At 65.3% G+C, this 25,948-nt stretch carries 25 protein-coding genes; 21 read left to right on the forward strand and 4 right to left on the reverse strand.

Translation table 11 applies throughout. The features are described from left to right. The first annotated feature begins 45 nt into the window (after positions 1-45). Entirely contained in the window at positions 46-2,376 is a 2,331-nt protein-coding gene (locus WHZ77_RS16045) for an ATP-binding protein (protein WP_375314496.1), read from the forward strand. A 4-nt stretch (positions 2,377-2,380) separates the two neighbouring features. Here WHZ77_RS16045 and erpA read toward each other — a convergent pair whose 3' ends face one another. Beyond that, positions 2,381-2,710 (reverse strand): iron-sulfur cluster insertion protein ErpA, encoded by a 330-nt coding sequence (erpA, locus tag WHZ77_RS16050; RefSeq protein WP_143845586.1) that lies wholly within the window; start codon positions 2,708-2,710, stop codon positions 2,381-2,383. 161 nt (positions 2,711-2,871) lie between these two features. Between erpA and WHZ77_RS16055 the strand changes: the two genes are divergently transcribed. The 12 genes from WHZ77_RS16055 (at position 2,872) to surE (ending at position 14,961) form a co-directional block, all read left to right on the forward strand. Next, a complete protein-coding gene (locus tag WHZ77_RS16055) occupies positions 2,872-4,068 on the forward strand; it encodes a deoxyguanosinetriphosphate triphosphohydrolase (protein WP_375314497.1) in 1,197 nt (398 codons plus the stop codon). Positions 4,069-4,077: 9 nt separating this feature from the next. Beyond that, the gene (argS, locus tag WHZ77_RS16060; RefSeq protein WP_375314498.1) at positions 4,078-5,868 is read left to right on the forward strand and encodes an arginine--tRNA ligase; all 1,791 of its coding nucleotides are present in this window, start codon (positions 4,078-4,080) and stop codon (positions 5,866-5,868) included. Positions 5,869-6,009: 141 nt separating this feature from the next. Then, positions 6,010-7,563: an SPOR domain-containing protein gene (locus WHZ77_RS16065; protein ID WP_375314737.1), complete on the forward strand. Its 1,554-nt coding sequence runs from the start codon at positions 6,010-6,012 to the stop codon at positions 7,561-7,563. Positions 7,564-7,609: 46 nt separating this feature from the next. Then, positions 7,610-8,638, forward strand: coding sequence for a beta-N-acetylhexosaminidase (nagZ, locus tag WHZ77_RS16070; RefSeq protein WP_375314499.1), 1,029 nt, complete (start codon positions 7,610-7,612; stop codon positions 8,636-8,638). After that, positions 8,635-9,474, forward strand: a complete 840-nt coding sequence (locus tag WHZ77_RS16075; RefSeq protein WP_015685905.1) for a ScpA family protein — start codon at positions 8,635-8,637, stop codon at positions 9,472-9,474. Before nagZ ends, WHZ77_RS16075 begins: the two co-directional genes overlap by 4 nt. Before the next feature lie 21 nt (positions 9,475-9,495). Beyond that, positions 9,496-10,248 carry an SMC-Scp complex subunit ScpB gene (scpB, locus tag WHZ77_RS16080; RefSeq protein WP_375314500.1) on the forward strand — a complete coding sequence of 251 codons (753 nt, stop codon included), beginning with the start codon at positions 9,496-9,498 and terminating at the stop codon, positions 10,246-10,248. Positions 10,249-10,413: 165 nt separating this feature from the next. Continuing rightward, positions 10,414-10,647: a twin-arginine translocase TatA/TatE family subunit gene (locus WHZ77_RS16085; protein ID WP_375314501.1), complete on the forward strand. Its 234-nt coding sequence runs from the start codon at positions 10,414-10,416 to the stop codon at positions 10,645-10,647. Between the two features lie 85 nt (positions 10,648-10,732). Beyond that, positions 10,733-11,278: a Sec-independent protein translocase protein TatB gene (gene tatB, locus WHZ77_RS16090; RefSeq protein WP_375314502.1), complete on the forward strand. Its 546-nt coding sequence runs from the start codon at positions 10,733-10,735 to the stop codon at positions 11,276-11,278. Then, positions 11,275-12,087: a twin-arginine translocase subunit TatC gene (gene tatC / locus WHZ77_RS16095; RefSeq protein WP_375314503.1), complete on the forward strand. Its 813-nt coding sequence runs from the start codon at positions 11,275-11,277 to the stop codon at positions 12,085-12,087. Before tatB ends, tatC begins: the two co-directional genes overlap by 4 nt. A 191-nt stretch (positions 12,088-12,278) precedes the next feature. Next, positions 12,279-13,610 (forward strand): serine--tRNA ligase, encoded by a 1,332-nt coding sequence (gene serS, locus WHZ77_RS16100; RefSeq protein WP_375314504.1) that lies wholly within the window; start codon positions 12,279-12,281, stop codon positions 13,608-13,610. A 94-nt stretch (positions 13,611-13,704) separates the two neighbouring features. Further along, a complete protein-coding gene (locus WHZ77_RS16105) occupies positions 13,705-14,067 on the forward strand; it encodes a hypothetical protein (RefSeq protein ID WP_375314505.1) in 363 nt (120 codons plus the stop codon). A 126-nt stretch (positions 14,068-14,193) separates the two neighbouring features. After that, positions 14,194-14,961 (forward strand): 5'/3'-nucleotidase SurE, encoded by a 768-nt coding sequence (gene surE, locus WHZ77_RS16110; protein WP_375314506.1) that lies wholly within the window; start codon positions 14,194-14,196, stop codon positions 14,959-14,961. Between the two features lie 3 nt (positions 14,962-14,964). Here the strand turns inward: surE and WHZ77_RS16115 are convergent, their stop codons facing one another. Further along, positions 14,965-15,336 carry a response regulator gene (locus tag WHZ77_RS16115; RefSeq protein WP_375314507.1) on the reverse strand — a complete coding sequence of 124 codons (372 nt, stop codon included), beginning with the start codon at positions 15,334-15,336 and terminating at the stop codon, positions 14,965-14,967. A 228-nt stretch (positions 15,337-15,564) separates the two neighbouring features. Here WHZ77_RS16115 and WHZ77_RS16120 point away from each other — a divergent pair, with 228 nt between their 5' ends. Together WHZ77_RS16120 and WHZ77_RS16125 are read left to right on the forward strand one after the other, a co-directional pair. Beyond that, the gene (locus WHZ77_RS16120) at positions 15,565-16,215 is read left to right on the forward strand and encodes a protein-L-isoaspartate(D-aspartate) O-methyltransferase (RefSeq protein ID WP_375314508.1); all 651 of its coding nucleotides are present in this window, start codon (positions 15,565-15,567) and stop codon (positions 16,213-16,215) included. A gap of 107 nt (positions 16,216-16,322) precedes the next feature. Further along, positions 16,323-17,711: a peptidoglycan DD-metalloendopeptidase family protein gene (locus WHZ77_RS16125; protein WP_375314509.1), complete on the forward strand. Its 1,389-nt coding sequence runs from the start codon at positions 16,323-16,325 to the stop codon at positions 17,709-17,711. A 189-nt stretch (positions 17,712-17,900) separates the two neighbouring features. Here WHZ77_RS16125 and WHZ77_RS16130 read toward each other — a convergent pair whose 3' ends face one another. Beyond that, positions 17,901-18,881 carry an ATP-binding protein gene (locus WHZ77_RS16130; RefSeq protein ID WP_375314510.1) on the reverse strand — a complete coding sequence of 327 codons (981 nt, stop codon included), beginning with the start codon at positions 18,879-18,881 and terminating at the stop codon, positions 17,901-17,903. A gap of 182 nt (positions 18,882-19,063) precedes the next feature. On the opposite strand from WHZ77_RS16130, the gene yajC reads away from it, so the two are divergent. Genes yajC through WHZ77_RS16160 form a run of 6 tightly spaced genes read left to right on the forward strand, consistent with a single transcriptional unit; the run spans position 19,064 to position 24,721 of the window. Continuing rightward, complete coding sequence (yajC, locus tag WHZ77_RS16135) at positions 19,064-19,444, forward strand: preprotein translocase subunit YajC (protein WP_375314511.1); 381 nt, start codon at positions 19,064-19,066, stop codon at positions 19,442-19,444. Positions 19,445-19,493: 49 nt separating this feature from the next. Next, a complete protein-coding gene (gene secD, locus WHZ77_RS16140) occupies positions 19,494-21,098 on the forward strand; it encodes a protein translocase subunit SecD (protein WP_375314512.1) in 1,605 nt (534 codons plus the stop codon). Positions 21,099-21,108: 10 nt separating this feature from the next. Continuing rightward, positions 21,109-22,128, forward strand: a complete 1,020-nt coding sequence (gene secF, locus WHZ77_RS16145) for a protein translocase subunit SecF (protein ID WP_375314513.1) — start codon at positions 21,109-21,111, stop codon at positions 22,126-22,128. Between the two features lie 59 nt (positions 22,129-22,187). Further along, a complete protein-coding gene (locus WHZ77_RS16150; protein WP_375314514.1) occupies positions 22,188-22,571 on the forward strand; it encodes an Mth938-like domain-containing protein in 384 nt (127 codons plus the stop codon). Then, complete coding sequence (locus WHZ77_RS16155) at positions 22,568-23,431, forward strand: phytoene/squalene synthase family protein (protein WP_375314515.1); 864 nt, start codon at positions 22,568-22,570, stop codon at positions 23,429-23,431. The genes WHZ77_RS16150 and WHZ77_RS16155 overlap by 4 nt, the downstream gene beginning before the upstream one ends. A 45-nt stretch (positions 23,432-23,476) precedes the next feature. Then, positions 23,477-24,721 carry a threonine ammonia-lyase gene (locus tag WHZ77_RS16160; protein WP_375314516.1) on the forward strand — a complete coding sequence of 415 codons (1,245 nt, stop codon included), beginning with the start codon at positions 23,477-23,479 and terminating at the stop codon, positions 24,719-24,721. 18 nt (positions 24,722-24,739) lie between these two features. Here WHZ77_RS16160 and WHZ77_RS16165 read toward each other — a convergent pair whose 3' ends face one another. Continuing rightward, a complete protein-coding gene (locus WHZ77_RS16165; protein WP_375314517.1) occupies positions 24,740-25,918 on the reverse strand; it encodes an aminotransferase class V-fold PLP-dependent enzyme in 1,179 nt (392 codons plus the stop codon). Positions 25,919-25,948 lie beyond the last annotated feature (30 nt).

Here is a 25,948-nt window from a genome sequence, read left to right on the forward strand (position 1 = left end):
CCGGCTTAAGCCGCCGCCGCGCCATTGATCTCGAAGAGGTTTCGAATGGGATGGCCGGACAAATCCATGAAGCAAAGCGAGCCGCGCGACGGGCTGGTCGGCGCGTTCCTGTACTGGCTCGGCGGCTTCGAGATCGAGGACGGCCTGACCGCCGATCTCAGCGAGCGCGAGATGCGCCGCATCCGCGCCAAGCAGATCGACGCGGTGACGCGGCTGATCCCGGTGACGATGGGCGTCACCCTGCTCAACGTCGCCATCGTGCTGATCCTGTTCTGGGGCAAAGGCTGGAACGATTTCCTCGCGATCTGGGGCCTGACGCTCACTGCCACCGCCTCGCTCGCGGTGCGCTCATGGCGCCGGTCGCACAAGAACCCGCCGCAGGAGGCTTCGCTGCGCGCGGCGCGGCAAATGCTGCGGCAGGCATTCTTCCTTGCCGCGATCTGGGGCACGCTCCCGCTCGCGCTGTTCCGCCACATCGAGCCGACCAGCCAGCTGATCCTGGCCTGCCTGATGGTCGGCATGATGTCCGGTGGCGCCTTCACGCTGTCGACCTTCCCGCGTGCGGGCCTGGTCTATCTCGCCTCCATGACGGTCGCCTGCGCCGGCGCGCTGTTACTGTGCGGCACCGGGCCGTATCTGGTGACCTCGGTGTTTCTGCTGCTGTTCGCGTTCTTCATGGCGCGCAACATCGTCTCGCAGGGCAATTTGTTCCTCGGCAATCTCAAGGCCCAGCTCGAGCTCGAACGGCAGACCGAGATCATCTCGCTGCTGCTGAAGGATTTTCAGGAGAACGCCAGCGACTGGTTGTGGCAGACCGATGCCGAAGGGCATCTGGTCGACGTGCCCCAGCGCTTCGCCGACGTCGCCCAGCTGCCGCTGCCGCTGCTGAAGGGGTCGCACTTCGCCGACGTGCTCGACATGCTCTGCCCCGAGGACAAGAGCGCGGCCTACAACATCGTTGGCCTGATGGAGCACGCCGAACCGCTGCACGAGATGAACCTCAAGGTCGTCGCCGGCGGCGAGGCGCGGCTGTGGTCGTTCACGGCGAAGCCGGCCTATGACCGCGACGGCCAGTTCCTCGGCTATCGCGGTTTCGGCCGCGACGTCACCGAGCGCTGGCGCGCCGAAAAGGCCGAGGCCGAGAGCCGGGCCAAGTCGAATTTCCTCGCGGTGATGAGCCACGAGATCCGCACGCCCATGAACGGCGTGCTCGGCCTTGCCAGCATGCTGCTCGAAACCGAACTCGATCCGGAGCAGCGCGAGGCCGTCACCACGATCCGCGAGTCCGGCGACAACCTCCAGCGCATTCTCAACGACATCCTCGATCTCTCCAAGCTCGAGGCCGGCCGCTTCACGTTCGAGGCGGTCGACTTCGCGCCGCAGATGCTGGGCGAAACGGTCGCGACCGTCGTGCGTGCGGGGGCCAAGAGCAAGGGGCTCGCGGTCAATGTCGTGCTCGACCCGAACCTGCCGCCGACGCTGCGCGGCGACGTCGCGCGAATCCGCCAGGTGCTGCTCAACCTCGCATCCAACGCGGTGAAGTTCACCGATGCCGGCGAGGTGACGATAGCGGCGACCTGTCAGGCGCGTCGCGATCTGCTCGCGACCGTCGAATGGACCGTGACCGACAGCGGCATCGGCATCGCCCCCGACAAGGTCGGGCAGCTCTTCAGCGACTTCGCCCAGGCCGATGCCTCGATCAGCCGCCGCTTCGGCGGCACCGGGCTTGGACTTGCGATCTCCCGGCGCATCATCGAGCAGATGGGCGGCACCATCGGCGTCACCTCGACGCCGGGCGAGGGCTCGACCTTCCGCTTCACGCTGGTGCTGCCGTGGAGCCAGGAGCAGGCATCCGACCAGACGACAGACCGCGACGAGGCCGACGAGCTGAAGGCGCGTATCGTCGAACTCGATCGGCCGCTCAAGGTCCTGGTCGCCGAGGACGATGCCGTCAACCGGATGGTCGTAAGCAAGATGTTGGGTGCCTTCGACGTCGAGCTGAGCGTGGTCACCGATGGCATCGCGGCCGTCGCGGCGGCTTCCGAGAGCGACCATGATGTCGTGCTGATGGACGTGCGCATGCCCGGCATGGACGGCCTTGCCGCCACCCGCGCGATCCGCGCGCGAGGCGGACGCTTCGATGCCTTGCCGATCATTGCGCTGACCGCCAACGCCTTCCCCGAAGACGTCAAGATCTGCCGCGAAGCGGGCATGTCGGACTTCCTGGCAAAGCCGCTCCGGAAGCCCGCGCTGGTCGCCGCCTTGCTGCGCGCGCTGGACGGCCATGTGACATCGGAAGACGCGCCGCTCCAACCGGAGCTGATGCCGGTCGAGGTGGAGTGGACGGATGAGGAAAGGCAGATGACGGGGGCGTAGGCGATCAGATCGAGAAGCTGGTCCCGCAGCCGCAGGACGCCGTCGCGTTCGGATTGTTGACGCGGAACGAGGCTCCGATCAGGTCGTCGACGAAGTCGACCTGCGATCCCGCCAGGAACGGTTGCGAGGCGGAATCGACCAGCACCACGGCACTCTCCTGCTCGATCACGAGATCGTCGTCGGTGCGGGCGCGATCGATGTCGAACTTGTACTGGAAGCCGGAACAGCCGCCGCCCTCGACGGAGATGCGCAGCATCGCGCCTGTGCCTTCGCCCTTGAGGATCTCCCCAATCCGGCGTGCGGCGCGGTCACTGATGGTCACGTCTGTCGTCATAGGTCCTCTCCGATAGGCCCGCAATCATACCAAATTCACGTGGCAAATTCACTTGGCCGATTCACTTGCCCAATTCATTTGGTATCCCGCGTCCGTCATAGTTAAGTGCCACCATACGCAGAATCAAATGGATAGGGACTAAATTCGCCGTGTCCGTCGGAATGGCAGCCCCCCGCGCGCCCTTTGCCTGCGACCCCGATCGCAGCCGCGGCCGGCTGGTCGCTGAGCCGCCGAGCCGGACCCGCAGCCCGTTCCGGCGCGATTGCGACCGGGTGATCCATTCCACAGCGTTCCGCCGCCTGAAGTACAAGACCCAGGTATTCGTGTTCCACGAGGGCGATCACTACCGTACCCGGCTGACCCATTCGCTGGAGGTGGCCCAGATCGCCCGGGCGCTGGCCCGGCAGCTTGGGCTCGACGAGGACCTCACCGAAACGCTGGCGCTCGCCCACGATCTCGGCCATCCGCCGTTCGGGCATGCCGGCGAGCGGGCGCTGGACGCGTGCCTGAAGGATTTTGGCGGCTTCGACCACAATGCCCAGACGCTCCGCGTCGTCGCCTCGCTCGAGCACCGCTATCCCGAATTCGACGGGCTCAACCTGACCTGGGAGTCGCTTGAGGGCATCGTCAAGCACAACGGCCCGCTGACCGATCGCAGCGGCGCGCCGGTCGGGCGCTATCGCGAGCATGGCATTCCCGTCGGCATCGCCGACTACACCAGGATCTACGATCTCGAACTCTGGAGCTTCGCGTCACTCGAAGCACAGGTCGCTGCAATCGCCGACGACATCGCCTATGACGCGCACGATATCGACGACGGGCTGCGGGCCGGCCTGTTCCACCTCGACGACCTCAAGGTGATGCCGCTCACCGCGGAGATCATTGCCGAGACGTCCGCGCACTACCCCGACCTCGAAGACGTCAGGCGCGGTGCCGAGCTGGTGCGCGAGCTGATCTCCCACCTGATCGGCGCGGTGTTCACGGAGGCGCAGAAGAGCCTCGCCGCTGTGAAACCGCAATCGGCCCAGGACGTGCGCCAGCAGAGCCGGGCGCTGGTCGTGTTCCCCGCCGAGGTCGCCGAGGAGGAGGCCGCCATCAAGCGCTTCCTCTATCAGCACATGTACCGCCACAAGCGCGTGATGCGGGTGATGGGGGAGGCCGAGCAGATCCTGTTCGACCTGTTCGCGAAATACCTGAAGGTGCCGGCCGAACTGCCGCCGGAATGGCTGGCGGGGGCGGAGGCGGACGATGAGGGCGACCGGGCCCGGCGGATCGGCAATTTCATCGCCGGAATGACCGACCGTTTCGCCCTGACCGAGCACCAGCGGCTCTTTGACTCGACCCCCGATTTGCGTTAGGCGGCGGCCATGCCCGAGACATCCTCATCCCTGCATTTGTTCGCCGACGTACTCGCACGCGTGCACGCCGCCTGCCGCGCGCTCGCGGCGGACGCCAGCTGGCCCGAGGGCATCGATTTCTCCCGCGTGGTGGTCGAGCCGCCGCGCGATGCCTCCCATGGCGATATGGCGACCAACGCCGCGATGGTGCTTGCGAAAGAGGCCAAGGCCAAGCCGCGAGATCTCGCCGAGCAGATCGCCGAGCGGCTGCGCGCTGACGCGCTGATCGCCAAGGTCGATGTCGCCGGCCCCGGCTTCATCAATCTGACGCTGAAGCCGGCCGCCTGGGCCGAGGCGCTGCGCACCGTGCTGCGCGAGGGTGCCGACTACGGCCGCGTCCGGGGCGGCTCCAAGGTCAACGTCGAGTATGTTTCGGCCAACCCGACCGGACCGATGCATGTCGGCCATTGCCGCGGCGCCGTGTTCGGCGACGCGCTGGCGAGCCTGCTGGATTTCGCGGGGCACGATGTCACGCGCGAGTACTACATCAACGATGCTGGCGCACAGGTGGATGTGCTCGCGCGGTCCGCGTTCCTGAGGTATCGCGAGGCGCTCGGCGAGGATATCGGCGCCATGCCGGAAGGCCTCTATCCCGGCGACTATCTGAAACCGGTCGGGCAGGCTCTCGCCAAGGAACACGGCGACAAGCTCCGCACGATGAGCGAGGCGCAATGGCTGCCGACGGTGCGCGCCAAGGCGATCGCGATGATGATGGATGAGATCAAGGACGATCTCGCCGCCCTCAACATCCGTCACGACGTGTTCTTCTCGGAGCGCTCGCTGATCGAGAGCGGCAACAACAAGGTCGCCGAGACCATCGATTTCCTCAAGGCCAAGGGCGACATCTACGAGGGGCGCCTGCCGCCGCCGAAGGGCGCGCCGGTCGAGGACTGGGAAGACCGCGAGCAGTTGCTGTTCAAGGCGACTGCCTACGGCGACGACGTCGATCGTCCGCTGATCAAGTCGGACAATTCCTACACCTACTTCGCCTCCGACATCGCCTACCACAAGAACAAGTTCGACCGTGGTTTTGCGGAGATGATCGACGTCTGGGGCGCCGATCATGGTGGCTATATCAAGCGCATGCAGGCGGCGGTGAAGGCCACGACCTCCGGCAAGGGCGCGCTCGACGTCAAGATCGTCCAGCTCGTGAAGTTGCTGCGCAACGGCGAACCGGTAAAAATGTCGAAGCGGAGCGGGGACTTCGTCACCTTGCGTGAGGTGGTGGATGAGGTCGGGCAGGACGCCGTCCGCTTCATGATGCTCTATCGCAAGAACGACGCGGTGCTCGACTTCGACCTCGCCAAGGTCATGGAACAATCGCGCGACAATCCTGTGTTCTACGTCCAGTACGGCCACGCCCGCGGCCACTCGATCTTCCGCAATGCGCGGACGGAAGTGTTCCCGGACTTGCCCGAGGACTCGGAGAAGCGGATCGCCTGGCTCGGTGAGTCGGCTGTGGAGCGACTGTCAGACCCTGTGGAGCTCGACCTTCTCAGGCGGCTCGCAATTTATCCGCGCCTGCTGGAAGCGGCCGCGAGCGCCCACGAGCCGCACCGAATTGCCTTTTATCTCTATGATTTAGCCAGCGAATTTCATGCACTTTGGACGAAGGGGCGGGATTTGCCCTATTTACGCTTCATTATCAATAATGATGCAGAGCTAACGAAGGCGCGGCTGGCCATGGTCCAGGGCGTCGTCTCTGTCCTGGCATCGGGCCTCGCCATCCTCGGCGTCCATGCTCCGGACGAGATGCGGTAGTTTGGGGCGAACTACTTAAGGGGAATTTTTGGGGGTACCGGCAGAAGCCGGATCGCTTAGATTTGGTTCAAAGCCTTGTGGGTCGAAGGCCGTGCCTTGGTCGAGGGGCGCGCGGCTTTCCCGAAGGGACGCATCATCACGATGGCCGAACGATATCAGGACAGACGGTTTCCTTCCGATGACTATGGTCGCGGTGGCGACCCGCATGGCAAGGCGGAAACCGATCCCTTGGCCGAGCTCGCCCGCCTGATCGGACAAACCGATCCGTTCGCGGCGCAGGTGCGGCCCAGCGCGCCCGCGCCGGCTGTTCCAGCGCCCACCCAGAGTTATCAGGACGACGATTCTCCGCAGGACGATTATCAGCAGGATTACGCCGAGCAGGCCCCGCCGCCGCCCGGGCCGCCCTCATGGATGCGGCGCGCCAACGTGCAGTCGGCGCCAGCGCCAGAGTCCGACTATCCTGTCTCCGTGAACCCGGTTCATCCATTGCATCGCTATTCAGCCCAGCCGACCGCGCCCGAACCTGATTTTCATCAGCCGCAAGCCTATCAGGACCAAGCCTATCAAGATCAGTCGTATCAGGGGCATACGCTCCAGCCGCAGGATCAGGCCTACCAAGAGCCAGCCTATCAGGAGCCGTATCAGCAGCCCGATCCGGCGCGCTACGACGATGCGCTCTACGGACGGCTTGAGGCGGGCGAGCAGGACTATCAGCGCGATCCTGCCTATCCCGACGATCCCTACGCCTTTCAGAGCGATTATCCCGAGGCTGATCTCGACGAGCCGAAGAAGCCGCGTGGCGGCATGATGACGGTTGCGGCGATCCTCACGCTTGCCGTGGTCGGCACCGGCGCGGCCTTCGCCTACAAAACATATGTCGGGTCGCCCCGCAGCGGCGAGCCGCCGATCATCAAGGCCGACAACACGCCAACCAAGATCGTGCCGGCGCCCACGGACTCCGCGGCCAAGGTGCCCGATCGCATGGCGAGCGGCGACGGTTCCGAGAAGATCGTGCCGCGCGAAGAGGCGCCTGTCGACGTCAATGCCAGGGCGGGCGGTCCTCGCGTGGTGTTTCCGCCGCTGAACCAGAATGCGAACCCGCCGACGGTATCGAGCGTCTCGCCGTCCGCGGCGCCGCCGCCCGGCGCGGGTCAACTGGCGAGCAACGGCACGTTGCCGAACAATTCGCCGCGCCCGGTCAGGACCGTGGCCGTGAGAGGCGATCAGACCGATAGCGCCATGCCGCAGTCGGCTGCGGCCAAGCCGGCAACTGCGCCGAAGCCCATGGCTGCGCCCGCCGTGCCGCGTAGTCCGCCGACCTCGGCCAACGCCAGCGCCAATCAGCCGCTCTCGCTGGCCCCGCAATCGGCGCCCGCGGCCGAGCCGCCGCAGCGGATGGCCGCAACCAACCCGACACAGCTCGCGCCCGCCAGCAGTGGCGGCTACGTCGTGCAGGTCTCCTCGCAGCAGAGTGAGGACAGCGCGGCTGCGTCCTACCGCGTCCTTCAGAGCAAGTATGGCAGCGTGCTGGGCTCCCGCTCGCCTGTCATCAAGCGGGTCGACCTTACCGACAAGGGCAAAGGGGTCGTCTACCGCGCCTTCGCTGGCCCCTATGGATCGGCCGAGGAGGCGACGCAGGCCTGCAACAGTCTGAAGTCTGCGGGCTTGTCGGCCTGCTTCGTCCAGAGGAATTAACGGCCGTTTCCTTGACCCCCTCGCGGGGCAGGGTTAATCGGCCCTTATGAGCACGCGGGCCTTCATTACCGGCGTATCCGGAACGGAACTGACCGCCGCCGAGCGGGAGTTTATCCGTGCCGAGCGCCCATGGGGCTTCATCCTGTTCAAGCGCAATGTCGCGACACCAGCTCAAGTTGCTGCGCTGGTTGCGGAATTGCGGGCAGTCGCAGGGGCCGCTGACGCGCCCGTCCTGATCGACCAAGAGGGCGGACGGGTGCAGCGGCTGGGTCCGCCGCACTGGCCGGTCTACCCGCCAGGCGCCATTTTCGCGAATTTGTACGACATTGATTCGGCCCTCGGGCTCACCGCAGCGCGCCTCAGCGCCCGGTTGATCGCGGCCGATCTCGTCGATCTCGGCATTACCGTGGATTGCTTGCCGCTGGCTGACGTGCCCGTCGCGGGTGCCGACGCCGTCATCGGCAACCGGGCCTACGGCACCGAGCCGGGCAAGGTTGCCGAAATCGCGCGCGCCGTCACCGAGGGCCTGGAGCAGGGCGGCGTGCTGCCTGTGCTCAAGCACATCCCCGGCCACGGCCGGGCCACCGCCGACACCCATTTCAAGCTGCCGACGGTCGATACGCCCCGGGAGGAGCTCGAGCGAACCGACTTCGCCGCGTTCAAGCCGCTGGCGGACCTGCCGATGGCCATGACTGCACATGTTGTGTTTAGCGCGGTCGACCCCGCCCATCCGGCGACGACTTCTGCGACAATGATCGCTCAGGTGATTCGCGGCGTGATCGGGTTCCAGGGTTTGTTAATGAGTGATGACGTGTCGATGAACGCGCTGTCGGGGAATATTGCCGAGCGGACCCGCGCCATCTTCGCGGCCGGTTGCGACGTCGCCCTGCATTGTAACGGCAACATCGAGGAGATGCGCGAAGTTGCCGGCCAGACGCCTGAATTGTCCGGCAAGGCGCTGGGGCGGGCGAACGTCGCGCTCGCCGCACGCAAGGCGCCGCAGCCATTCGACCGGGCAGCCGCACGCGCCGAACTGGACGCATTGATCGCACGGGCAAACACGGCATCCGCATGACCGCAGAAATCCTATCGTTTGAAACCGGGCGGCCCGCAGAGCTCGCCGAGGGTGAGCCGGCGTTGGTGGTGGACGTCGAAGGCTATGAGGGCCCGCTCGACCTGCTGCTTGCGCTGGCGCGGCAGCAGAAGGTCGATCTCGCCAAGATCTCGATCCTGGCGCTGGCCGACCAGTATCTCCACTTCATCGAAGCCGCGCGAAAGATCCGGCTTGAGCTTGCGGCCGACTATCTCGTGATGGCGGCCTGGCTCGCCTTCCTGAAGTCGCGCCTGCTGCTGCCGGAGCCGCCGAGCGCCGAAGGTCCGAGCGCAGAGCAGATGGCGACCGCGCTCGCCAACCGCCTGCGCCGGCTGGAAGCCATTCGCGAAGCCGCCAACCGTCTGATGAACCGGCAGCAATTGCTGCGCGACATCTTCCCGCGCGGCGAGCCCGAGCAGATCGCCGAGATCAAGCATCCGAAATATACCGCGACGCTGTACGACCTGCTCACCGCCTATGCCTCACAGCGCCAGTCGCGCGTGCTGGCGAGCGTGCATCTGGCCAAGCGCACGGTGTGGTCGCTCGCCGAGGCGCGCGCCACGCTGGAGCGGCTGGTCGGCAGCATCAGCGAGCAGGACGACTGGGGCGTACTCGACGACTTCCTGATCCGGCACGTCGCCGATCCGACGCAGCGCGCGACGGTGTTCGCTTCGAGCTTCGCGGCCGCGCTCGAACTGGTGCGTGAAGGTCAGCTCGAGCTGAACCAGAAAGAGGCGTTTGCGCCGATCTATTTCCGCAAGGGCCGTCCCAAACCGGTTCCGGACGCAGCTCCCGCGCCCGACGCGCCGGTCGCTTAAGTGCAAGAAGGAGAATCTACCATGGCAAGCCTGGCTGAAGTGCGGGTAGACGAGGCCGAGCCGATGGAGAACGAATCCCAGGCGCGTCCCGAGGAATTGCGGCTGCTGGAAGCGCTGCTGTTTGCCTCGAGTGAACCGCTGGATACCGCGACGCTGGCCAAGCGCATGCCCGAGGGTGTCGATGTCAAGGCTGCACTGGAGCAGCTGCAGGCCGACTATTCCCTGCGCGGCGTGAACCTCGTGCGGGTCGCCAACAAATGGACCTTCCGCACGGCGGGCGATCTCGCCTGGCTGATGACGCGGGAGAGCACCGAGACCCGCCGCCTGTCGCGCGCCGCGATCGAGGTGCTGGCAATCATCGCCTATCACCAACCAGTGACACGCGCCGAGATCGAGGAGATTCGTGGCGTGGTCACCTCGAAGGGCACGCTCGACGTGCTGCTGGAGACCGGCTGGATCAAGCCGCGCGGCCGTCGAAAGACGCCCGGCCGTCCCTTGACCTTCGGAACCACCGAGGACTTCCTGTCGCAGTTCACCCTGGAACAGCTCGGCGACTTGCCGGGCCTGGAGGAGCTGAAGGGCACGGGTCTGCTGGATTCGCGGCTGCCGACCGGCTTCAGCGTGCCGACGCCGTCGGATGACCCGCAGTTGCGCGAGGACGAGGATCCGCTGGAACCCGGTGAGGAGCTTGATCTGGCGCTGGCGCCTGCGGTCGAGCCCGATGCGCCAGAAGGCGGCAATGAGGGCGGCGAGGGCAGCAGCAGCGAGGACTGACGTCCGGCCTTTCTCAAGTCCCCTGCGACAGGTTAACATTAGCAAGATTACGTAGCGCCAACAGCGAATTGGCGCTGCCTTGGTCCTTGTTTTTGACACCTGCCAAGCCTACGTTCCGGTCAAGATCGGCCGGGTCCCGGCCATGGGTGTTTGGAGGGTTGCAGGATGGGTTCGCTTAGCATTTGGCACTGGATCCTGGTGATCGCAGTCGTCCTGCTGCTGTTCGGCCGCGGCAAGATTTCGGATCTGATGGGCGACGTGGCGCAGGGCATCAAGGCGTTCAAGAAGGGCATGCAGGACGACGACAAGGTCGCCGACAAGTCCGAGCCGGCCAAGTCCATCGAGCACACTGCCGCGCCGACCGCGGCGCGGTCCGACGTCGGCAGCAAGGCCGTCTGAGCCAAAGCGTGGACGGACGCGGGCGGCCCCCGATCCTGCGTGGAGAGGATTGGGCCGGTCGCGGCTGGCCTGAACGGAAGACCTCATGTTCGACATCGGGTGGAGTGAACTGGTCCTGATCGGGGTCGTGGCCCTGGTCGCCATCGGCCCGAAAGAGCTGCCGGGCGTGCTGCGCATGGTCGGGCAGTGGATGGGCAAGGCCCGCAAGATGGCCGCCGAATTCCAGGGCCAGTTCCAGGAAGCGATGCGTGAGGCCGAAATGGCCGACCTCAAGAAGAGCTTCGACGAGGTCAAGGAAGCCGCCTCCGGCTTTGCCGGCAACAACCTGATGACCTCGCTCCAGAAGGACGTCAGCGACGCGCTTCGCGTCGATGCGCTCGACAAGCCGGCCGAGACACCGACAATCACCGCCGTCGAACCGCCTGCGCCTTCAAGTGAAGCGCCGACGACTTCAAGTGAAGCGCTGACGACGCCAACAACTCCCGAAGCCCCGACGCCGGAAACCTTCGTGGAAGCCGAGGCGCATGCGGCAGTGAACGAGCCGCTCGCCATCACGCGTGAGGTTGAGCAGGCAACGGTCGCTCAAGACACCGCGCCAGCCGAAGCGATCAAGGACGCCAAAGCGTCATGAGCGACGCCGATATCGAGGCCAGCAAAGCCCCTTTGATGGACCATCTGATCGAGCTGCGTTCGCGGCTGATCAAGGCGCTGCTCGGCTTTGGCGTGGCCTTCATCTTTTGCTTTTTCTTCGCCAAGCAGATCTACAACGTGCTGGTCTGGCCGTTCGTATGGGTCGCAGGCCCCGAGAATTCCAAGTTCATCTACACGGCGCTGCTGGAATATTTCATCACCCAGCTCAAGCTTGCGCTGTTCGGTGCCGGCTTCATCTCGTTCCCAATCATCGCGACGCAGATCTACAAGTTCGTCGCGCCCGGGCTCTACAAGCATGAGAAGAACGCGTTCCTGCCGTATCTGGTCGCGACCCCGTTCTTCTTCGTGCTTGGCGCTGCGCTGGTCTATTTCGTCGTGCTGCCGATGCTGGTGCGCTTCTCGCTCGGCATGCAGCAGGCCGGCAGCGACGAGACCGCGCAGATCCAGCTGCTGCCCAAGGTCGGCGAATATCTGTCGCTGATGATGTCGCTGATCTTCGCCTTCGGCATCGCCTTCCAGCTTCCGGTGATCCTGACGCTGCTCGGCCGGATCGGCGTCGTCTCGGCAAAAATGCTGCGCGAGAAGCGGCGCTATTTCATCGTGATCGCCTTCGTGATCGCGGCCGTGTTGACGCCGCCTGACATACTGAGCCAGTGCTCGCTCGCGATCCCCTTGCTCCTGCTGTACGAGGGCTCGATTATCGCGGTGGCGATGGTGGAGAAGAAGGCGGCGGCCTCGCAGGCCACCACCGGTACCGACGTGTCGACACCGGCCAATCCGGCAGAGTAGGGGCCACAACCGTGGTGTCATTCCCCGCGTAGGCGGGGAATCCAGCACGCGTTGGCCTGTCGAGGAATCACCGCCGTCTCTGGAATACTGGATCGCCCGCTTTCGCGGGCGATGACAGCTGTGCTAGGGGGAACGCGCTGGCTTGCAACGTTCGCCGTTGTAGGTTCACGCACTCATCCAGGACCACGGCCATGCACGACATCAAATCAATCCGCGACAATCCGCAAACCTTTGACGCCGGCCTCGCCCGGCGGGGCCTGAAGCCGTTGTCGGCCTCGCTGCTCGCGATCGACGAGAAGCGGCGTGCGGCGATCCTGGCCTCGGAGCAGGCGCAGGCGCGGCGCAATGCGGCCTCCAAGGAGATCGGCGACGCCAAGAAGGCGAAGGACGAGGCGCGCGCGGCCAAGCTGATGGCCGAGGTCGCCGAGCTCAAGACCACGATGCCGGAGCTCGAGGCCGCCGCCAAGGCTGCTGACGAGGAGTTGGCGAAAGAACTGTCCGCGATCCCGAACATTCCGCTCGACGAAGTGCCCGATGGCGTCGATGAGCACGGCAATTTGCAGCACCATGTGTTCGGCAACAAGCGCAGCTACAGCTTTGTGCCGAAGCTGCATGACGATCTCGGCGTCGCGCTCGGCTACATGGATTTCGAGGCGGCGGCAAAACTCTCCGGCGCGCGTTTCGTCGTGCTGAAGAAGGGGCTGGCGCGGCTCGAACGCGCGATCGGCCAGTTCATGCTCGATCTGCATACGACTGAACACGGCTATACCGAGATCAACCCGCCGCTCCTTGTGCGCAACGAAGTGATGTTCGGCACCGGGCAATTGCCAAAATTCGAGGACGATCAGTTCTGGGCGATCAAGGGCGAACTGCTCGCCGCGCCCGACCACGAGCGGCTGAAGACCGAACGCCTCGGCCTGATCCCGACCGCGGAAGTCTCGCTCACCAACCTGGTGCGCGAATCCATTCTCGACGAGAAGCAATTGCCGATGCGGCTGACCGCGCTGACGCCGTGCTTCCGTGCCGAGGCGGGCGCGGCCGGGCGCGACACCCGCGGCATGATCCGCCAGCACCAGTTCACCAAGGTTGAGCTGGTCTCGATCACGCCGCCCGAGGCGAGCAAGGACGAACTGGAGCGGATGCTGTCCTGCGCCGAACAGGTGTTGCAGAAGCTCGACCTGCATTACCGCGTGATGACGCTCTGCGCAGGAGATATGGGCTTTTCGTCGCAAAAAACCTATGACATCGAGGTCTGGATGCCCGGGCAGGGCGAGGGCGGCATGTTCCGCGAGATCTCGAGCTGCTCGGTCTGCGGAGATTTCCAGGCGCGGCGCATGGACGCGCGCTCGCGCGGGCCGGACGGCAAGCCGCGCTTCGTCCACACGCTGAACGGCTCCGGCACCGCGGTCGGTCGCGCGCTGATCGCCGTGATGGAAACCTATCAGCAGGAGGACGGCTCGATCGCGGTCCCCAGCGTGCTGCAGCCCTATATGGGCGGCCTGAAAGTTGTGGCGCGCGACTAATCGCGTTGCCAGTTTGAAACGTTGGAAACGTTTGGTTGCGTAGATCGGGCGGCCGGTTATCCTGCCGGCCACCCGACAACGCGAACCACCGTACATGGCTTTACACAGCGACATCTTCTGGGTCGGCAGGCAATGGGCGGTGACAGGTGCCGGCATCCAGGCCGTCGACCAGCGGCTGCGCGGCGCGCTCGACATCGATGTCGCGCGGCTGTGGGACGACACTCTCGTGCAGAGCCGGCGGGCCAAGCCCGGAGTCAACGCTGCGGATTTCGACAAGGCCCTGACGGTGGCGCGCGAACGTTTTCCGCGGACGGTGGAGGCGGCTCCGATCGTGGCGCAGCTGAAGGCGCTCGGCGTCGTCGAGGCGCCCGTCGTGTGCCCGGTCGTTCTGGCGATGACGCTGCGTGCCGAAGGCCGGCTCGCGCGCTTCCTGCCGCAATGGCGCATCCGCCGTTAATACGGCATCGCGCTCGTCCAGGGCGGCGTGCTGCGCCGCCGCAATGAGCTGGATCCCAGACCGCCGCCGGTTTGCCTCCCCGGCCGTAGCCGGATAAGACGGCTCAAACAGGAATCGATCTTTCGCATGCGCATTCTCTGCACCAATGACGACGGCATCCATGCTCCCGGCCTCAAGGTCGTGGAGGAGATCGCCAAGGCGCTGTCCGACGACGTCTGGGTGGTCGCGCCCGAGCTCGACCAGTCCGGCGTGTCGCATTCGCTGTCGCTGAACGATCCCTTGCGCCTGCGCGAGGTCGGCCCGCGGCACTTCGCCGTGCGCGGCACGCCGACCGACTGCGTCATCATGGGCGCGCGGCACATCCTGGGCACCCAGCCGCCGAACCTCATCCTGTCCGGCGTCAACAAGGGCCGCAACGTCGCCGAAGACGTGGTCTATTCCGGCACCATCGCCGGCGCGCTGGAAGGCACCATTCTGGGGCTGCCCTCGTTTGCGCTGTCGCAGGAGTTCAGCGTCGAGACCCGCGACCGTCCGCCGTGGGACACCGCGCGCAGGTTCGGGCCCGACATCCTGCGCAAGGTGATCGCTGCCGGCATCCCGAAGGACACCGTCATCAACGTCAATTTTCCGTCCTGCGCGCCGGAAGACGTGCTCGGCATCCGTGTCACACGCCAGGGCAAGCGCAACCTCGGATTCCTGAGGATCGACGAGCGCAGGGATGGCCGCAACAATCCCTATTTCTGGATCGGCTTCGAGCGCGCCGCCATGATGGATACGCCGGCTGAAGGCACCGATCTGGCAGCCCTCCGCGAGCGCTATGTCTCGGTCACGCCGCTCAGGCTGGACCGCACCAACGAGGCGTTTTCGGAAGCGCTGAGCGCGACGCTGAAGTAGCCGCTAGCCGCCGCGAAGCGCGGCTTCGATGGTCTTGCCGAGCGCATCCAGCTGGAATGGCTTCTGCAGCGCCGGCCGGTCGCGATACTGCTCGGGCAGGCCGGAAGAGCCGTAGCCGGTGGCGAAGATGAACGGGCAGCCCTTCGCCTTGATGAGATCGGCAACCGGCGAGATGACCTTGCCGTTGACGTTGACGTCGAGGATGGCGATGTCGAACTGGGTCGCTTCGGCAAGCCGCATGGCCTCGGCGATATCGCCGGCTTCAGCCGCCACTTTGAAGCCGAGCTCTTCGAGCATGTCCGCGACCATCATCCTGATCATCACCTCGTCCTCGACGAGGAATACAGAGCGGCCCGAAAGCCCTGTCGCGGTCATTGTCGTTGAGTCCTTGCCCATTTGCGGAAAACGTTCGCAGATAACGCGAATCGACGCAATGCGCGTTTCGGCGAACGGGAGAAAATGGCCTTTGCGGCTAAACCCGCCGCCAGCCAATTTGTGGTCAAACACCGCGAGCAAAGGCTATCATGGGTTCCTGAGCAGGAACAAGATTCTTGGCCCGGGCTTTGGGCTCCGCAAGCGATGATCCGGACGATACAAGCAGCGATGACCTCCAATCAGCCTCCGCCGGAAAAGATGATGTTTCAGCTCTCGCTGAGGCGTCGGGGTATCAGCGACCAGGCGGTGCTGCGAACCATGGAGGAGGTGCCGCGCGACCAGTTCGTCGAGGAGGCCGATCGCGAGGGGGCCTATCGTGACAGCGCGCTGCCGATCGCCTGCGGGCAGACGATCAGCCAGCCTTTCGTCGTCGCCTACATGACCGAGCAGCTCCAGCTTCAGAAGCACCACCGCGTGCTCGAGATCGGCACCGGCTCCGGCTATCAGGCCGCCGTGCTCTCGCGGCTCGCCGGGCAGGTGTTGACGGTGGAACGCTACCGCAAGCTGGCGGACGTCGCGCGCGCCAGGATCGAGAAGCTCGGCTACCACAATGTCGAGGTGATGCTGGGCGACGGGCTCAATCTGCCCGCCAATATCGGCCCGTTCGACCGCATCATCGTCACGGCCGCGATGGAGCAGATTCCGGAGAACCTGGTCGAGCGGCTCGAGGTCGGAGGCATCCTGATCGCGCCGGTGGGCCCGCATCAGGGCGTGCAGACGCTGATCCGGTTGAGCCGGACCGAAGCCGGGGTCGAGCGCAAGGAACTCGTCGAGGTCCGCTTCGTCCCGGCGCTGCCCGGCGTGGCGCGAGAGCTGTAGATCCGGATCGGTTGTGCTGCCAACATCTTATTGGGAGGGTTAAGCCGTTATTTACTCGGGGCGTGTTTACTTAAAAGACCAGTTCTGTTGCGTACGAGTGAGTAACCATGTCAGTTGTCGCCGAGTTGCTTTACTCGCGCCGCGTGCCGCAGGTTGCGGTGCTGGCGCTGATCTCGTTCAGCTTTGCAGGGTGCAGCGCCGACATGCAGTCGCGGCTGTCCCAGTCGAATTTCTCCAATCCCTTCTCGTCTGACCAGACCGGCTCGGTGCAGCAGGCGCCGCCGCCGCAGCGTGAGCTGCCGCAATATTCGCGGCCGCAGACCCAATCCGGCTATTATCAGTCACAGCCATTGCCGCCGCCGGCGGTGTCCGCGCCGGCGTCCTATCCCGTCGCCGCGGGTGGCGGCGTGTCCGGAGGTGGCCGCGGCGTCAGCTCATACGCGCCCCCGGCGCAGCCGCATCTGGAGACCACGGCCACCGTGCCGCCGCGCTCGGTCGCGGCCGCTCAGCCGGCCGGCGGGACCAAGATCATCGTCGGCACCAGCGACACGCTTGACGTGCTCGCCAAGCGCTATCACGTCACACCGCAGGCGATCATGGCGGCTAACGGCTACAAGGGCCCGCGCGCACTTTCGCCCGGCCAGCAATTGATCATCCCGCATCCGGGCGCGACCGCTGCTGCACCCGCGCCGGTGATGGCTCCCGTCGCGGCGGCTCCGGCGCCTGCTGCCAGGCCAGTTGCAGCCATGGCTGCGCCGTCGAGCATGCATTTCATCAACCGCGGCGACACGCTCGCCAGCATCGCGCGCAAGAACCACATCTCCGCGGCTGAACTGGCCCGCGCCAATGGTCTCGATCCCTCGGCGAAACTCAAGCTCGGCACCAAGCTGACCGTGCCCGGTGCAAAGACTGCCGCCGTCGCAGCGCCGGTCGCTCCCGTCATGGCCGCCCCGGTCGCCGGCACGCTGCAGCCCGTTGCTGCCGCTCCCGCTCCTGCCACCAAGATGGCTTCCGTTGCGGCGCCGGTGCAGAGCGCGCGCCTGGCTCAGGCCACGGCCAATGTCGAAGAGAAGCCGGCCGAGGCGTCGGCAAAGGCTGCGGAAGCCACCGGCGCGCTGCCGACCTTCCGCTGGCCGGTGCGCGGCAAGGTGGTCACGAGCTACGGCGCCAAGACCAACGGCAAGTCCAATGACGGCATCAATCTCGCGGTGCCCGAGGGGACGCCGGTCAAGGCGGCTGAAGACGGCGTCGTCGCCTATTCCGGCAACGAGCTGAAAGGTTACGGCAATCTGGTCCTGGTTCGGCACTCCAACGGCTACGTCACCGCATATGCCCATGCGAGTGAGCTGATGGTGAAGCGCGGCGATACCATCAAGCGCGGTCAGGTCATTGCCAAGTCGGGTCAATCCGGGGAGGTGGCGTCGCCGCAGCTCCACTTCGAGATCCGCAAGGGATCGACCCCGGTTGACCCGCTTCAATTCCTGAACGGGGCGTAAGGCGCGAGCCCGGAGTAGGGCGCGCCGTCACCACATCCAAGCTGTCATCGCCCGCCCTGTGCGCAATTGCGCACTGGAGCGGGCGATCCGGTATTCCAGCGACGATTGTTGTTAAGCCGAGAAGCCGCGGCGTACTGGATTCCCCGCCTTCGCGGGGAATGACAGTTGAGCGCGGCGAGATAGCTCCCGCTACTTCCCCGTCAGCTTCACGCCCAGCCGTCCCGCAAGCTCCTGCACGAACTGCCAGGCGACGCGGCCCGAGCGCGAGCCGCGCGTCGTCGACCATTCCAGCGCTTCGCGCTCCAGCGCCTCGTCGTCGATCTTGACGCCGAAATGGCTGCAATAGCCGCGCACCATGGCGAGATATTCGTCCTGGCTGCAGCGGTGGAAGCCGAGCCACAGGCCGAAGCGATCCGACAGCGAGACTTTCTCCTCGACCGCTTCGCCGGGATTGATCGCGGTCGAGCGCTCGTTCTCGATCATCTCGCGCGCGAGCAGATGACGGCGGTTCGAGGTGGCGTAGAGGATGACGTTCTCGGGCCGGCCCTCGATGCCGCCTTCGAGCACCGCCTTGAGCGACTTGTAGGAGGCATCATTGCCGTCGAAGGAGAGGTCGTCGCAGAACACGATGAAGCGGAAGGACGAGGCGCGCAGCTGCTCCATCAGAGCCGGCAGGCTCTCGATGTCCTCGCGGTGGATCTCGATCAGCTTCAGCTTGTCGGAGGCCTTGCGCTGCGCGTTGATGCTGGCATGCGCGGCCTTCACCAGCGACGACTTGCCCATGCCGCGCGCGCCCCAGAGCAGGGCATTGTTGGCGGGCAGGCCATTGGCGAAGCGCTCCGTGTTCTCCATCAGGATGTCGCGCATCCGCTCGACGCCCTTGAGCAGGAACAGCTCAACGCGGCTGACGCGCGGCACCGCCGCAAGGCGGCCGTCCGGGTGCCAGACATAGGCATCCGCCTGCCTGAACGACTCGCGTCCGGCGGGCGGCTTGCCCTGGGCTGCGAGGTGCGCCGCGATGGTCTCCAGCGCGCGGACGATGCGGTCCTGGGAGAGGTCGGGGGTTGCCTGTGAGGCCGCCGTGGGGCGTTTTGCCGCGACGCGGGCAGGCTTCCTGGCAGGGGTACGGGGGCCTTTGCCGGCCGGGCTTTTGCTTGGTTTTTTGGGCATGTCCGAAGTTCCTGAGAATGCAGCCTTATCGGGCCTGAGGCCGCGCCGCAAGGTGACCAAATGGGCGGTCTGGCAGCGTTGCAATTGGGACAGTGGCCGCTATAGTCCGCGCGAATTTGACCGAACCGGTCGCCTTTGAGGGCCTGACCGGCTTTCCCCCGTTTCCACGAGGATCGTTCCGAATGCTGATTACCCCTGCGTATGCCCAGGCCGCGGGCGCCGGCGATACCAACAGCATGTTGATGTCGCTGCTGCCGTTCGCCCTGATCTTCGTGATCATGTACTTCCTGATTCTGCGTCCGCAGCAGAAGAAGGTGCGCGACCACGCCGACCTCGTGAAGAACATCCGCCGCGGCGACACCGTCGTGACCTCGGGCGGCCTCGTCGGCAAGGTCACCAAGGTCGTCGACGACGACCAGATCGAGTTCGAGATCGCCGATGGCGTGCGGGTGCGGCAGATGCGCTCGATGGTCTCCGGCGTGCGCGCCAAGGGCGAGCCGGCCAAAGACAGCGCGAAGGAAAGCGCCAAGGAAAACGCAAAGGACGACGCCGCGTCGAAGTGAGCACTTCCGCGAGTCTCTCCCAAGTCTCCTGATCTGACAGGTCCAGTCGATGTTGTATTTCACGCGGTGGAAGGCGCTGGGGATTATCCTGACGGCGCTGATCGTGTGCCTCTGCGCGGTCCCGAACTTCTTCCCGGAGTCGCAGGTCAAGACCTGGCCCGCCTGGGCACAGCGTCGGCTCGTGCTCGGCCTCGACCTCCAGGGCGGCTCCTATCTGCTGCTTGAGGTCGATTCCGCCTATGTGAAGAAGGAGCGCCTGGATCAGGTTCGCGACGACGTCCGCCGCACGCTGCGCGATGCCAAGATCGGCTTCACCGGCGGCGTCACCGTGCGCAACGACGCGGCCGAGGTTCGCATCACCAAGGACACCGATTTTCAGCCGGCGCTCGCCAAGCTGCGCGAGCTGTCCCAGCCGCTCGGCGGCCTGATGGGATCCAGCGGTCAACGCGACCTCGAGGTGACCGATGCCGGTGGCGGCGTGATCCGGCTGACCGTCCCGCAGGCGGCGATGCTCGACCGCATGCGCAAGACCATCGAGCAATCGATCCAGATCGTGGAACGTCGCGTCAACGAGCTCGGCACCGTCGAGCCCGTGATCCAGCGCCAGGGTAACGACCGCATCCTCGTGCAGGTCCCGGGTCTTCAGGACCCGACGCGCCTCAAGAAGATACTCGGCGAGACCGCGAAGATGGAATTCCGCATGGTCGACACGACCGTGTCGCCGGACCAGGCCCAACAGGGCAGGTTGCCGCCGGAATCCGAGTTGCTGATGAGCGCGTCGCCGCCGCCTACGCCCTATGTTGTCAAGAAGCAGGTGCTGGTCGCCGGCAGCGATTTGATCGACGCCCAGGCGACCTTCGACCAGCGCACCAGCGAACCGGTCGTCAGCTTCAAGTTCAATACGTCGGGCGCGCGCAAGTTCTCGCAGGCTACACAAGAGAATGTCGGGCTGCCCTTCGCGATCGTGCTCGACAACAAGGTAATCTCTGCGCCCAGGATCAACGAGCCCATCACGGGCGGGCAGGGACAGATCTCGGGCAGCTTCACGGTCCAGTCCGCCAACGACCTCGCGATCCTGATGCGCGCCGGCGCGCTGCCGGCCCCGTTGACCGTGGTCGAAGAGCGCACGGTCGGTCCGGGCCTCGGCCAGGACTCGATCGAGAAGGGCGAGCTTGCGGCTTACGTCGGCTCGATCCTCGTCGTGATCTTCATGCTGTTGACCTACCGGCTGTTCGGCGTGTTCGCCAACATCGCGGTGGCCATCAACGTCGCCATGATCTTCGGCCTGCTGTCGCTGCTCAACGCCACGCTGACACTGCCCGGCATCGCCGGCATCGTGCTCACCGTCGGCATCGCGGTCGATTCCAACGTGCTGATCTACGAGCGCATCCGCGAGGAGCTGCGCGGCGGTCGCAACGCGATCTCGGCGATCGACGCCGGCTTCAAGCGGGCGCTGGCGACCATCCTCGATTCCAACATCACGACTTTCATCGCCGCCGCCGTGCTGTTCTACATCGGCACCGGCCCGGTACGCGGCTTCGCCGTGACGCTCGGCATTGGCATCATCACCACGGTGTTCACCGCCTTCACCCTGACCCGGCTGATCGTTGCCTGGTGGGTGCGGTGGAAGCGGCCGCAGAACGTGCCGATCTAGGAGCCTGATTGTGACTCAGACCGTTCTCATCGGGCTCGGCGTCCTCATCGCCATTCTCACCGTGGTCGCGGCCCTCGGCCTGCTGCCGTCGCTGCGTATCGTCCCGGACGACACGCATTTCGACTTCACGCGCTTCCGTCGCATCAGCTTCCCGATCTCGGCGGCGCTGTCGATCATCGCCATCACGCTGTTCTTTACCCACGGCCTGAACCTCGGTATCGACTTCAAGGGCGGCACGCTGCTGGAGGTACGGGCCAAATCCGGCGCCGCCGACATCTCGGCGATGCGCACGACACTGGATGGTTTGCGTCTTGGCGAAGTCCAGCTGCAGCAATTTGGCGGTCCCGAGAACGTCTTGATCCGCGTCGCCGAGCAGCCCGGCGGCGACAAGGCGCAGCAAGATGCCGTGCAGAAGGTGCGCACCGCTCTTGGCGATTCCATTGAATACCGCCGTGTCGAGGTGCTTGGCCCGCGCGTCGCCGGCGAGCTGCTTGCCTACGGCATGCTCGGCCTGATGCTCGCGATCGTCTCGATCCTGATCTATCTCTGGTTCCGCTTCGAATGGCAGTTCGCGCTCGGCGCCATGATCGCCAACGTGCATGATATTGTGCTGACGATCGGCTTCATGTCGATCAGCCAGGTCGATTTCGACCTGACCAGCATAGCCGCGCTTCTGACGATTCTCGGCTATTCGCTCAACGACACCGTCGTCATCTACGACCGCATCCGTGAAATGCTGCGGCGGTACAAGAAGATGCCGATGCCGCAGCTTCTCAACGAATCGATCAACTCGACGCTGTCGCGTTCGATCATCACCCACTTCACGGTGACGCTGGCGCTGCTGGCCCTGCTGCTGTTCGGCGGCCATGCCATCCACAGCTTCACCGCGGTGATGATGTTCGGCGTGGTGCTGGTCGGCACCTATACCTCGATCTTCATCGCGGCTCCGATCCTGATCTATCTCGGAGTCGGCGAGCATCGCGAGGATGCGCCCGATACGGTTACGCCGGCAAAGAAAAACAAGGCATGATCCGAACCGCATGCCCCGCATGCGTTTGCGGGGGCAGTAAGCTCATTCGGACGAGGCTGATGGCCGGCGATCCCAACGCACCACATTTCCCGCGCTCCGCGCCGATCGAGGCCTATGGCAAGGGCGGCTTCGCCTTTGCGGGCATGTCCCATCGCGGCTCGCTGCTGTGCCTGCCGGACGCGATCTGGGCCTGGGACGTGACCGACCCGGCGAAGATTGACCGCTATTCGCTGGATCGGGTGTTCACGGCCGCCAACAGCATCGACACGCTTTTGATCGGCACTGGAGCGGGGGTCTGGCTGCCGCCGCCGGAACTGCGCCAGGCCTTGAAAGCGGTGAGGGTGGTGCTGGACACCATGCAGACCGGCCCCGCCGTGCGCACCTACAACATCATGATCGGCGAACGGCGGCGCGTCGCGGCCGCGCTGATCGCCGTGCCATGAGCGGCGCTGCTGTTCCGGCCGATTCCGTCACCTTCTGCGCCGATCTCGTGCGCAGTCATGACTTTCCGCGCTATGCCGCGACCCTGTTCGCGCCCGCGACCGAGCGCCGCGCGCTGCTGGCGCTCTATGCCTTCAACGTCGAGATCGTCCGCGTCCGCGACCAGGTGAGCCAGCCACTGCCCGGGGAAATCCGGCTGCAATGGTGGACCGACATGCTGTCGGGCCAGGTCCATGGCAGCGCCGAGGGCAATCCGGTGGCGTCCGAGCTGCTGCGTGCGATCCGCGATTTCGATCTGCCGGTCGAGCCGCTGTCGCTGCTCGCCGACGAGCACCAGTTCGATCTCTACAACGATCCGATGCCGACGTTGACGGCGCTGGAAGGCTATCTGGCGGCGACCTGTTCGGTGCTGTTCGCGCTCGCTGCGAGGATCATGGCGCCGCCTTCGCAGGCAGCCGAGCATCTGGCAAGGCATGCCGGGCTGGCCCAGGGCATCGTGCAGATCATATCGAGCCTGCCGCGCGATGCCGCGCACCGGCAGTTGTTCCTGCCGCAGCAACTTCTGACGAGCCATGGCTGCAGCATGGAGGACGTGTTCGCCGGCAAGGAGAGCGCCAATCTCGATGCCGTGCTTGAACAGCTCATCAGCGAGGCGCAGCAACATTTGACCACCGCCTTGTCGCTGCTGCCGGAGGTGCCGGTATCGGCGCGGTCTGCGTTTCTGCCGCTCGGCCAGGTTCGGGCCGACCTCAAGCGCCTGTCGCAGCCGGGACGTCATCCGTTTACGCCGCAGCCGTCGTCGCGGCTGCGCACGCTCTGGACGTTGTGGCGAGCCTCACGATCGCGGGAATTTACCAAATAGAGGTTGGCTTATCGCCTCGATTTGCCAAATGCTCTATGCTGTTCCATGGCCGAGTTGTCCCAAACCATGTCCTCCGATCCGAGCGACTTTTCGGTCGCATCTGACGACATTCTCGCTGCCGCCGAGACCATCCGGGGCGCTGTCGTCGAGACGCCTTGTAGCTACAGCCGTACGCTGAGCAATATTTGCGGCTGCGACATCTGGCTGAAATTCGAAAATCTCCAGTTCACGTCCTCGTTCAAGGAACGCGGCGCGCTCAATCGCCTGACTGCACTGACGGCGGAGGAGCGCGCCCGCGGCGTCATCGCGATGTCGGCCGGCAACCATGCGCAGGGCGTCGCCTATCACGCCAAGCGGCTCGGTATCCCCGCCACCATCGTGATGCCGGTCGGCACGCCGATGGTGAAGGTCGAGAATACCAAGCATCACGGCGCCGAGGTGTTGGTGACAGGTGCGACGCTGGAGGAGGCGGCCGCATTCGCGCGCAGCCACGGCGAAGCCCGCGGCCTGATCTTCGTCCATCCTTACGACGATCCGCTTGTCATCGCGGGGCAGGGGACTGTCGGGCTCGAGATGCTCAAGGCCGTGCCGGAGCTCGACACGCTGGTCGTCCCGATCGGCGGCGGCGGCCTGATCAGCGGCATCGCCATCGCCGCGAAATCGATCAAGCCCTCGCTGCGTATCCTGGGCGTCGAGGCATGGCTCTATCCCTCGATGTACAATGCCATCCATGGTGGCGCTCTGCCTGCGCGCGGTGATACGCTCGCCGAAGGCATAGCGGTCAAATCGCCCGGCAAGATCACGACTGAAATCGTCCGGCGCCTCGTCGACGACATTGCGCTCGTCAACGAAGCCGAACTCGAGCGCGCGGTCGCGACCCTGATCTCGATCGAGAAGACCGTCGTGGAGGGCGCCGGCGCCGCCGGCCTCGCCGCGCTCATGTCCGATCGCTCCCGTTTCGCCGGCCAGAAGGTTGGCCTGGTCCTGAGCGGAGGCAATATCGACACGAGGCTGATTGCGTCGGTCCTCACGCGCGAACTGGCCCGCGAGGGGCGGCTGACCCAGCTGTCGCTCGACATCCCGGACCGTCCCGGCCAATTGGCTGCCGTGGCCGCGCTATTGGCCGAGGCCGGCGCCAACATCATAGAGGTCTCGCATCAGCGGACCTTCTCCGACCTTCCGGCCAAGGCGACGCTGCTGCAACTCGTCATCGAGACCCGCGACAGCGCGCATCTCGACGAGGTCATGGCACGGCTCAGTGCATCCGGATTGAGCGCGCGCTGCACCTGAGCGGCGCGCGACCACGCGCTATCGCGGCGCCAGGCTCGCCAGATGGTCGATCAGCCGATCGATCTCGGCTTCCGTGTTGTAGTAGTGCGGGGAGGCGCGCACGAGCGGTGGCAGCGCGCGGACTTCGGCATCGATGCGTGTGCTGGCGGGATCCGACGCGCCGATGATGATGCCGGCGGCGGCAGCGCTTTTGACAATGGCGCCCGCCTCATGTCCATCGACCGTGAAGCTGACGATGGCGCCCGGACGTCGACCGAGGTCGCGAATTGTGACGCCGCGAATGCGGGCGAGGCCGCCGCGAAGACGGTCCGCAAGCAATCGGCAGCGCTGCTCGATAGGACCCAAACCGATGGCGAGCGCGTAATCGACGGCCGCGCCGAGTCCGAGTCTGGCTGCATAATTGTTCTCCCAGGTCTCGAAACGTCGCGCGTCGTCGCGCAGCCGATATTCATCGCGCGAGACCCAGGGTGCAGCGAAGTGGTCGATCATCGGCGGCTCGAGTTGTTGCAGCAGCGCCCGGCGGACATAGAGAAAGCCGGTGCCGCGCGGGCCGCGCAGGAATTTTCGGCCGGTTGCCGACAGCATGTCACAGCCGATGGCTTCCACGTCCACCGCCATCTGGCCGACCGCCTGGCAGGCGTCGAGCAGATAGGGAATTGCCTGCGCCCGCGCGATCCGGCCGATCGCCGTCGCCGGATTGACCAGCCCGCCATTGGTCGGAACCCAGGTGATGGCGATGAGCTTCACCCGCCCGTCGATCATGCGTTCTAGCGCGTCGATATCGAGCTCACCGCTGGCATCGCTCGGCACGACGTCGATGATCGCGCCCGTGCGCTTGGCGACCTGAAGAAAGGCGACATAGTTGGCCGCATACTCAGCCTCGGCGGTCAGGATGCGATCGCCTTGACGAAATTGAAGCGCGTAGAACGCCATCTGCCAGGCAACGGTCGCGTTCTCCACGAGCGCGATTTCATCGGGCGCGGCATTCAGCAGCCGGGCGACCGAGCCGTAAACCGATTCCAGCCGATCGGCTTCGCGATCAGCGGCGGCGTAACCTCCGATCTCGCTCTCCAGATCGATGTGCTGCTTCATTGCTGCGACGACGGGCGCCGGCATGAGAGCCGCGCCCGCATTGTGGAGATAGGCAAGCCGGGAGGCGGTGGGCGTGTCAGCCCGTATTCGGTCGATGTCAATCAAATGAGCCTCCACCTCTCGCGATGCTCCTGC

The organism is Bradyrhizobium sp. A5, assembly GCF_042076515.1.
In the GTDB taxonomy this organism is placed as follows: domain Bacteria; phylum Pseudomonadota; class Alphaproteobacteria; order Rhizobiales; family Xanthobacteraceae; genus Bradyrhizobium; species Bradyrhizobium cosmicum.

Excerpts from the sequence above, each read along its gene's own strand:
- WHZ77_RS16045 (WP_375314496.1), top strand. The coding sequence starts at position 46 with ATGGGATGGCCGGACAAATCCATGAAGCAAAGCGAGCCGCGCGACGGG.
- erpA (WP_143845586.1), bottom strand. The coding sequence starts at position 2,710 with ATGACGACAGACGTGACCATCAGTGACCGCGCCGCACGCCGGATTGGG.
- WHZ77_RS16055 (WP_375314497.1), top strand. The coding sequence starts at position 2,872 with ATGGCAGCCCCCCGCGCGCCCTTTGCCTGCGACCCCGATCGCAGCCGC.
- argS (WP_375314498.1), top strand. The coding sequence starts at position 4,078 with ATGCCCGAGACATCCTCATCCCTGCATTTGTTCGCCGACGTACTCGCA.
- WHZ77_RS16065 (WP_375314737.1), top strand. The coding sequence starts at position 6,010 with ATGGCCGAACGATATCAGGACAGACGGTTTCCTTCCGATGACTATGGT.
- nagZ (WP_375314499.1), top strand. The coding sequence starts at position 7,610 with ATGAGCACGCGGGCCTTCATTACCGGCGTATCCGGAACGGAACTGACC.
- WHZ77_RS16075 (WP_015685905.1), top strand. The coding sequence starts at position 8,635 with ATGACCGCAGAAATCCTATCGTTTGAAACCGGGCGGCCCGCAGAGCTC.
- scpB (WP_375314500.1), top strand. The coding sequence starts at position 9,496 with ATGGCAAGCCTGGCTGAAGTGCGGGTAGACGAGGCCGAGCCGATGGAG.
- WHZ77_RS16085 (WP_375314501.1), top strand. The coding sequence starts at position 10,414 with ATGGGTTCGCTTAGCATTTGGCACTGGATCCTGGTGATCGCAGTCGTC.
- tatB (WP_375314502.1), top strand. The coding sequence starts at position 10,733 with ATGTTCGACATCGGGTGGAGTGAACTGGTCCTGATCGGGGTCGTGGCC.
- tatC (WP_375314503.1), top strand. The coding sequence starts at position 11,275 with ATGAGCGACGCCGATATCGAGGCCAGCAAAGCCCCTTTGATGGACCAT.
- serS (WP_375314504.1), top strand. The coding sequence starts at position 12,279 with ATGCACGACATCAAATCAATCCGCGACAATCCGCAAACCTTTGACGCC.
- WHZ77_RS16105 (WP_375314505.1), top strand. The coding sequence starts at position 13,705 with ATGGCTTTACACAGCGACATCTTCTGGGTCGGCAGGCAATGGGCGGTG.
- surE (WP_375314506.1), top strand. The coding sequence starts at position 14,194 with ATGCGCATTCTCTGCACCAATGACGACGGCATCCATGCTCCCGGCCTC.
- WHZ77_RS16115 (WP_375314507.1), bottom strand. The coding sequence starts at position 15,336 with ATGACCGCGACAGGGCTTTCGGGCCGCTCTGTATTCCTCGTCGAGGAC.
- WHZ77_RS16120 (WP_375314508.1), top strand. The coding sequence starts at position 15,565 with ATGACCTCCAATCAGCCTCCGCCGGAAAAGATGATGTTTCAGCTCTCG.
- WHZ77_RS16125 (WP_375314509.1), top strand. The coding sequence starts at position 16,323 with ATGTCAGTTGTCGCCGAGTTGCTTTACTCGCGCCGCGTGCCGCAGGTT.
- WHZ77_RS16130 (WP_375314510.1), bottom strand. The coding sequence starts at position 18,881 with ATGCCCAAAAAACCAAGCAAAAGCCCGGCCGGCAAAGGCCCCCGTACC.
- yajC (WP_375314511.1), top strand. The coding sequence starts at position 19,064 with ATGCTGATTACCCCTGCGTATGCCCAGGCCGCGGGCGCCGGCGATACC.
- secD (WP_375314512.1), top strand. The coding sequence starts at position 19,494 with ATGTTGTATTTCACGCGGTGGAAGGCGCTGGGGATTATCCTGACGGCG.
- WHZ77_RS16150 (WP_375314514.1), top strand. The coding sequence starts at position 22,188 with ATGGCCGGCGATCCCAACGCACCACATTTCCCGCGCTCCGCGCCGATC.
- WHZ77_RS16155 (WP_375314515.1), top strand. The coding sequence starts at position 22,568 with ATGAGCGGCGCTGCTGTTCCGGCCGATTCCGTCACCTTCTGCGCCGAT.
- WHZ77_RS16160 (WP_375314516.1), top strand. The coding sequence starts at position 23,477 with ATGGCCGAGTTGTCCCAAACCATGTCCTCCGATCCGAGCGACTTTTCG.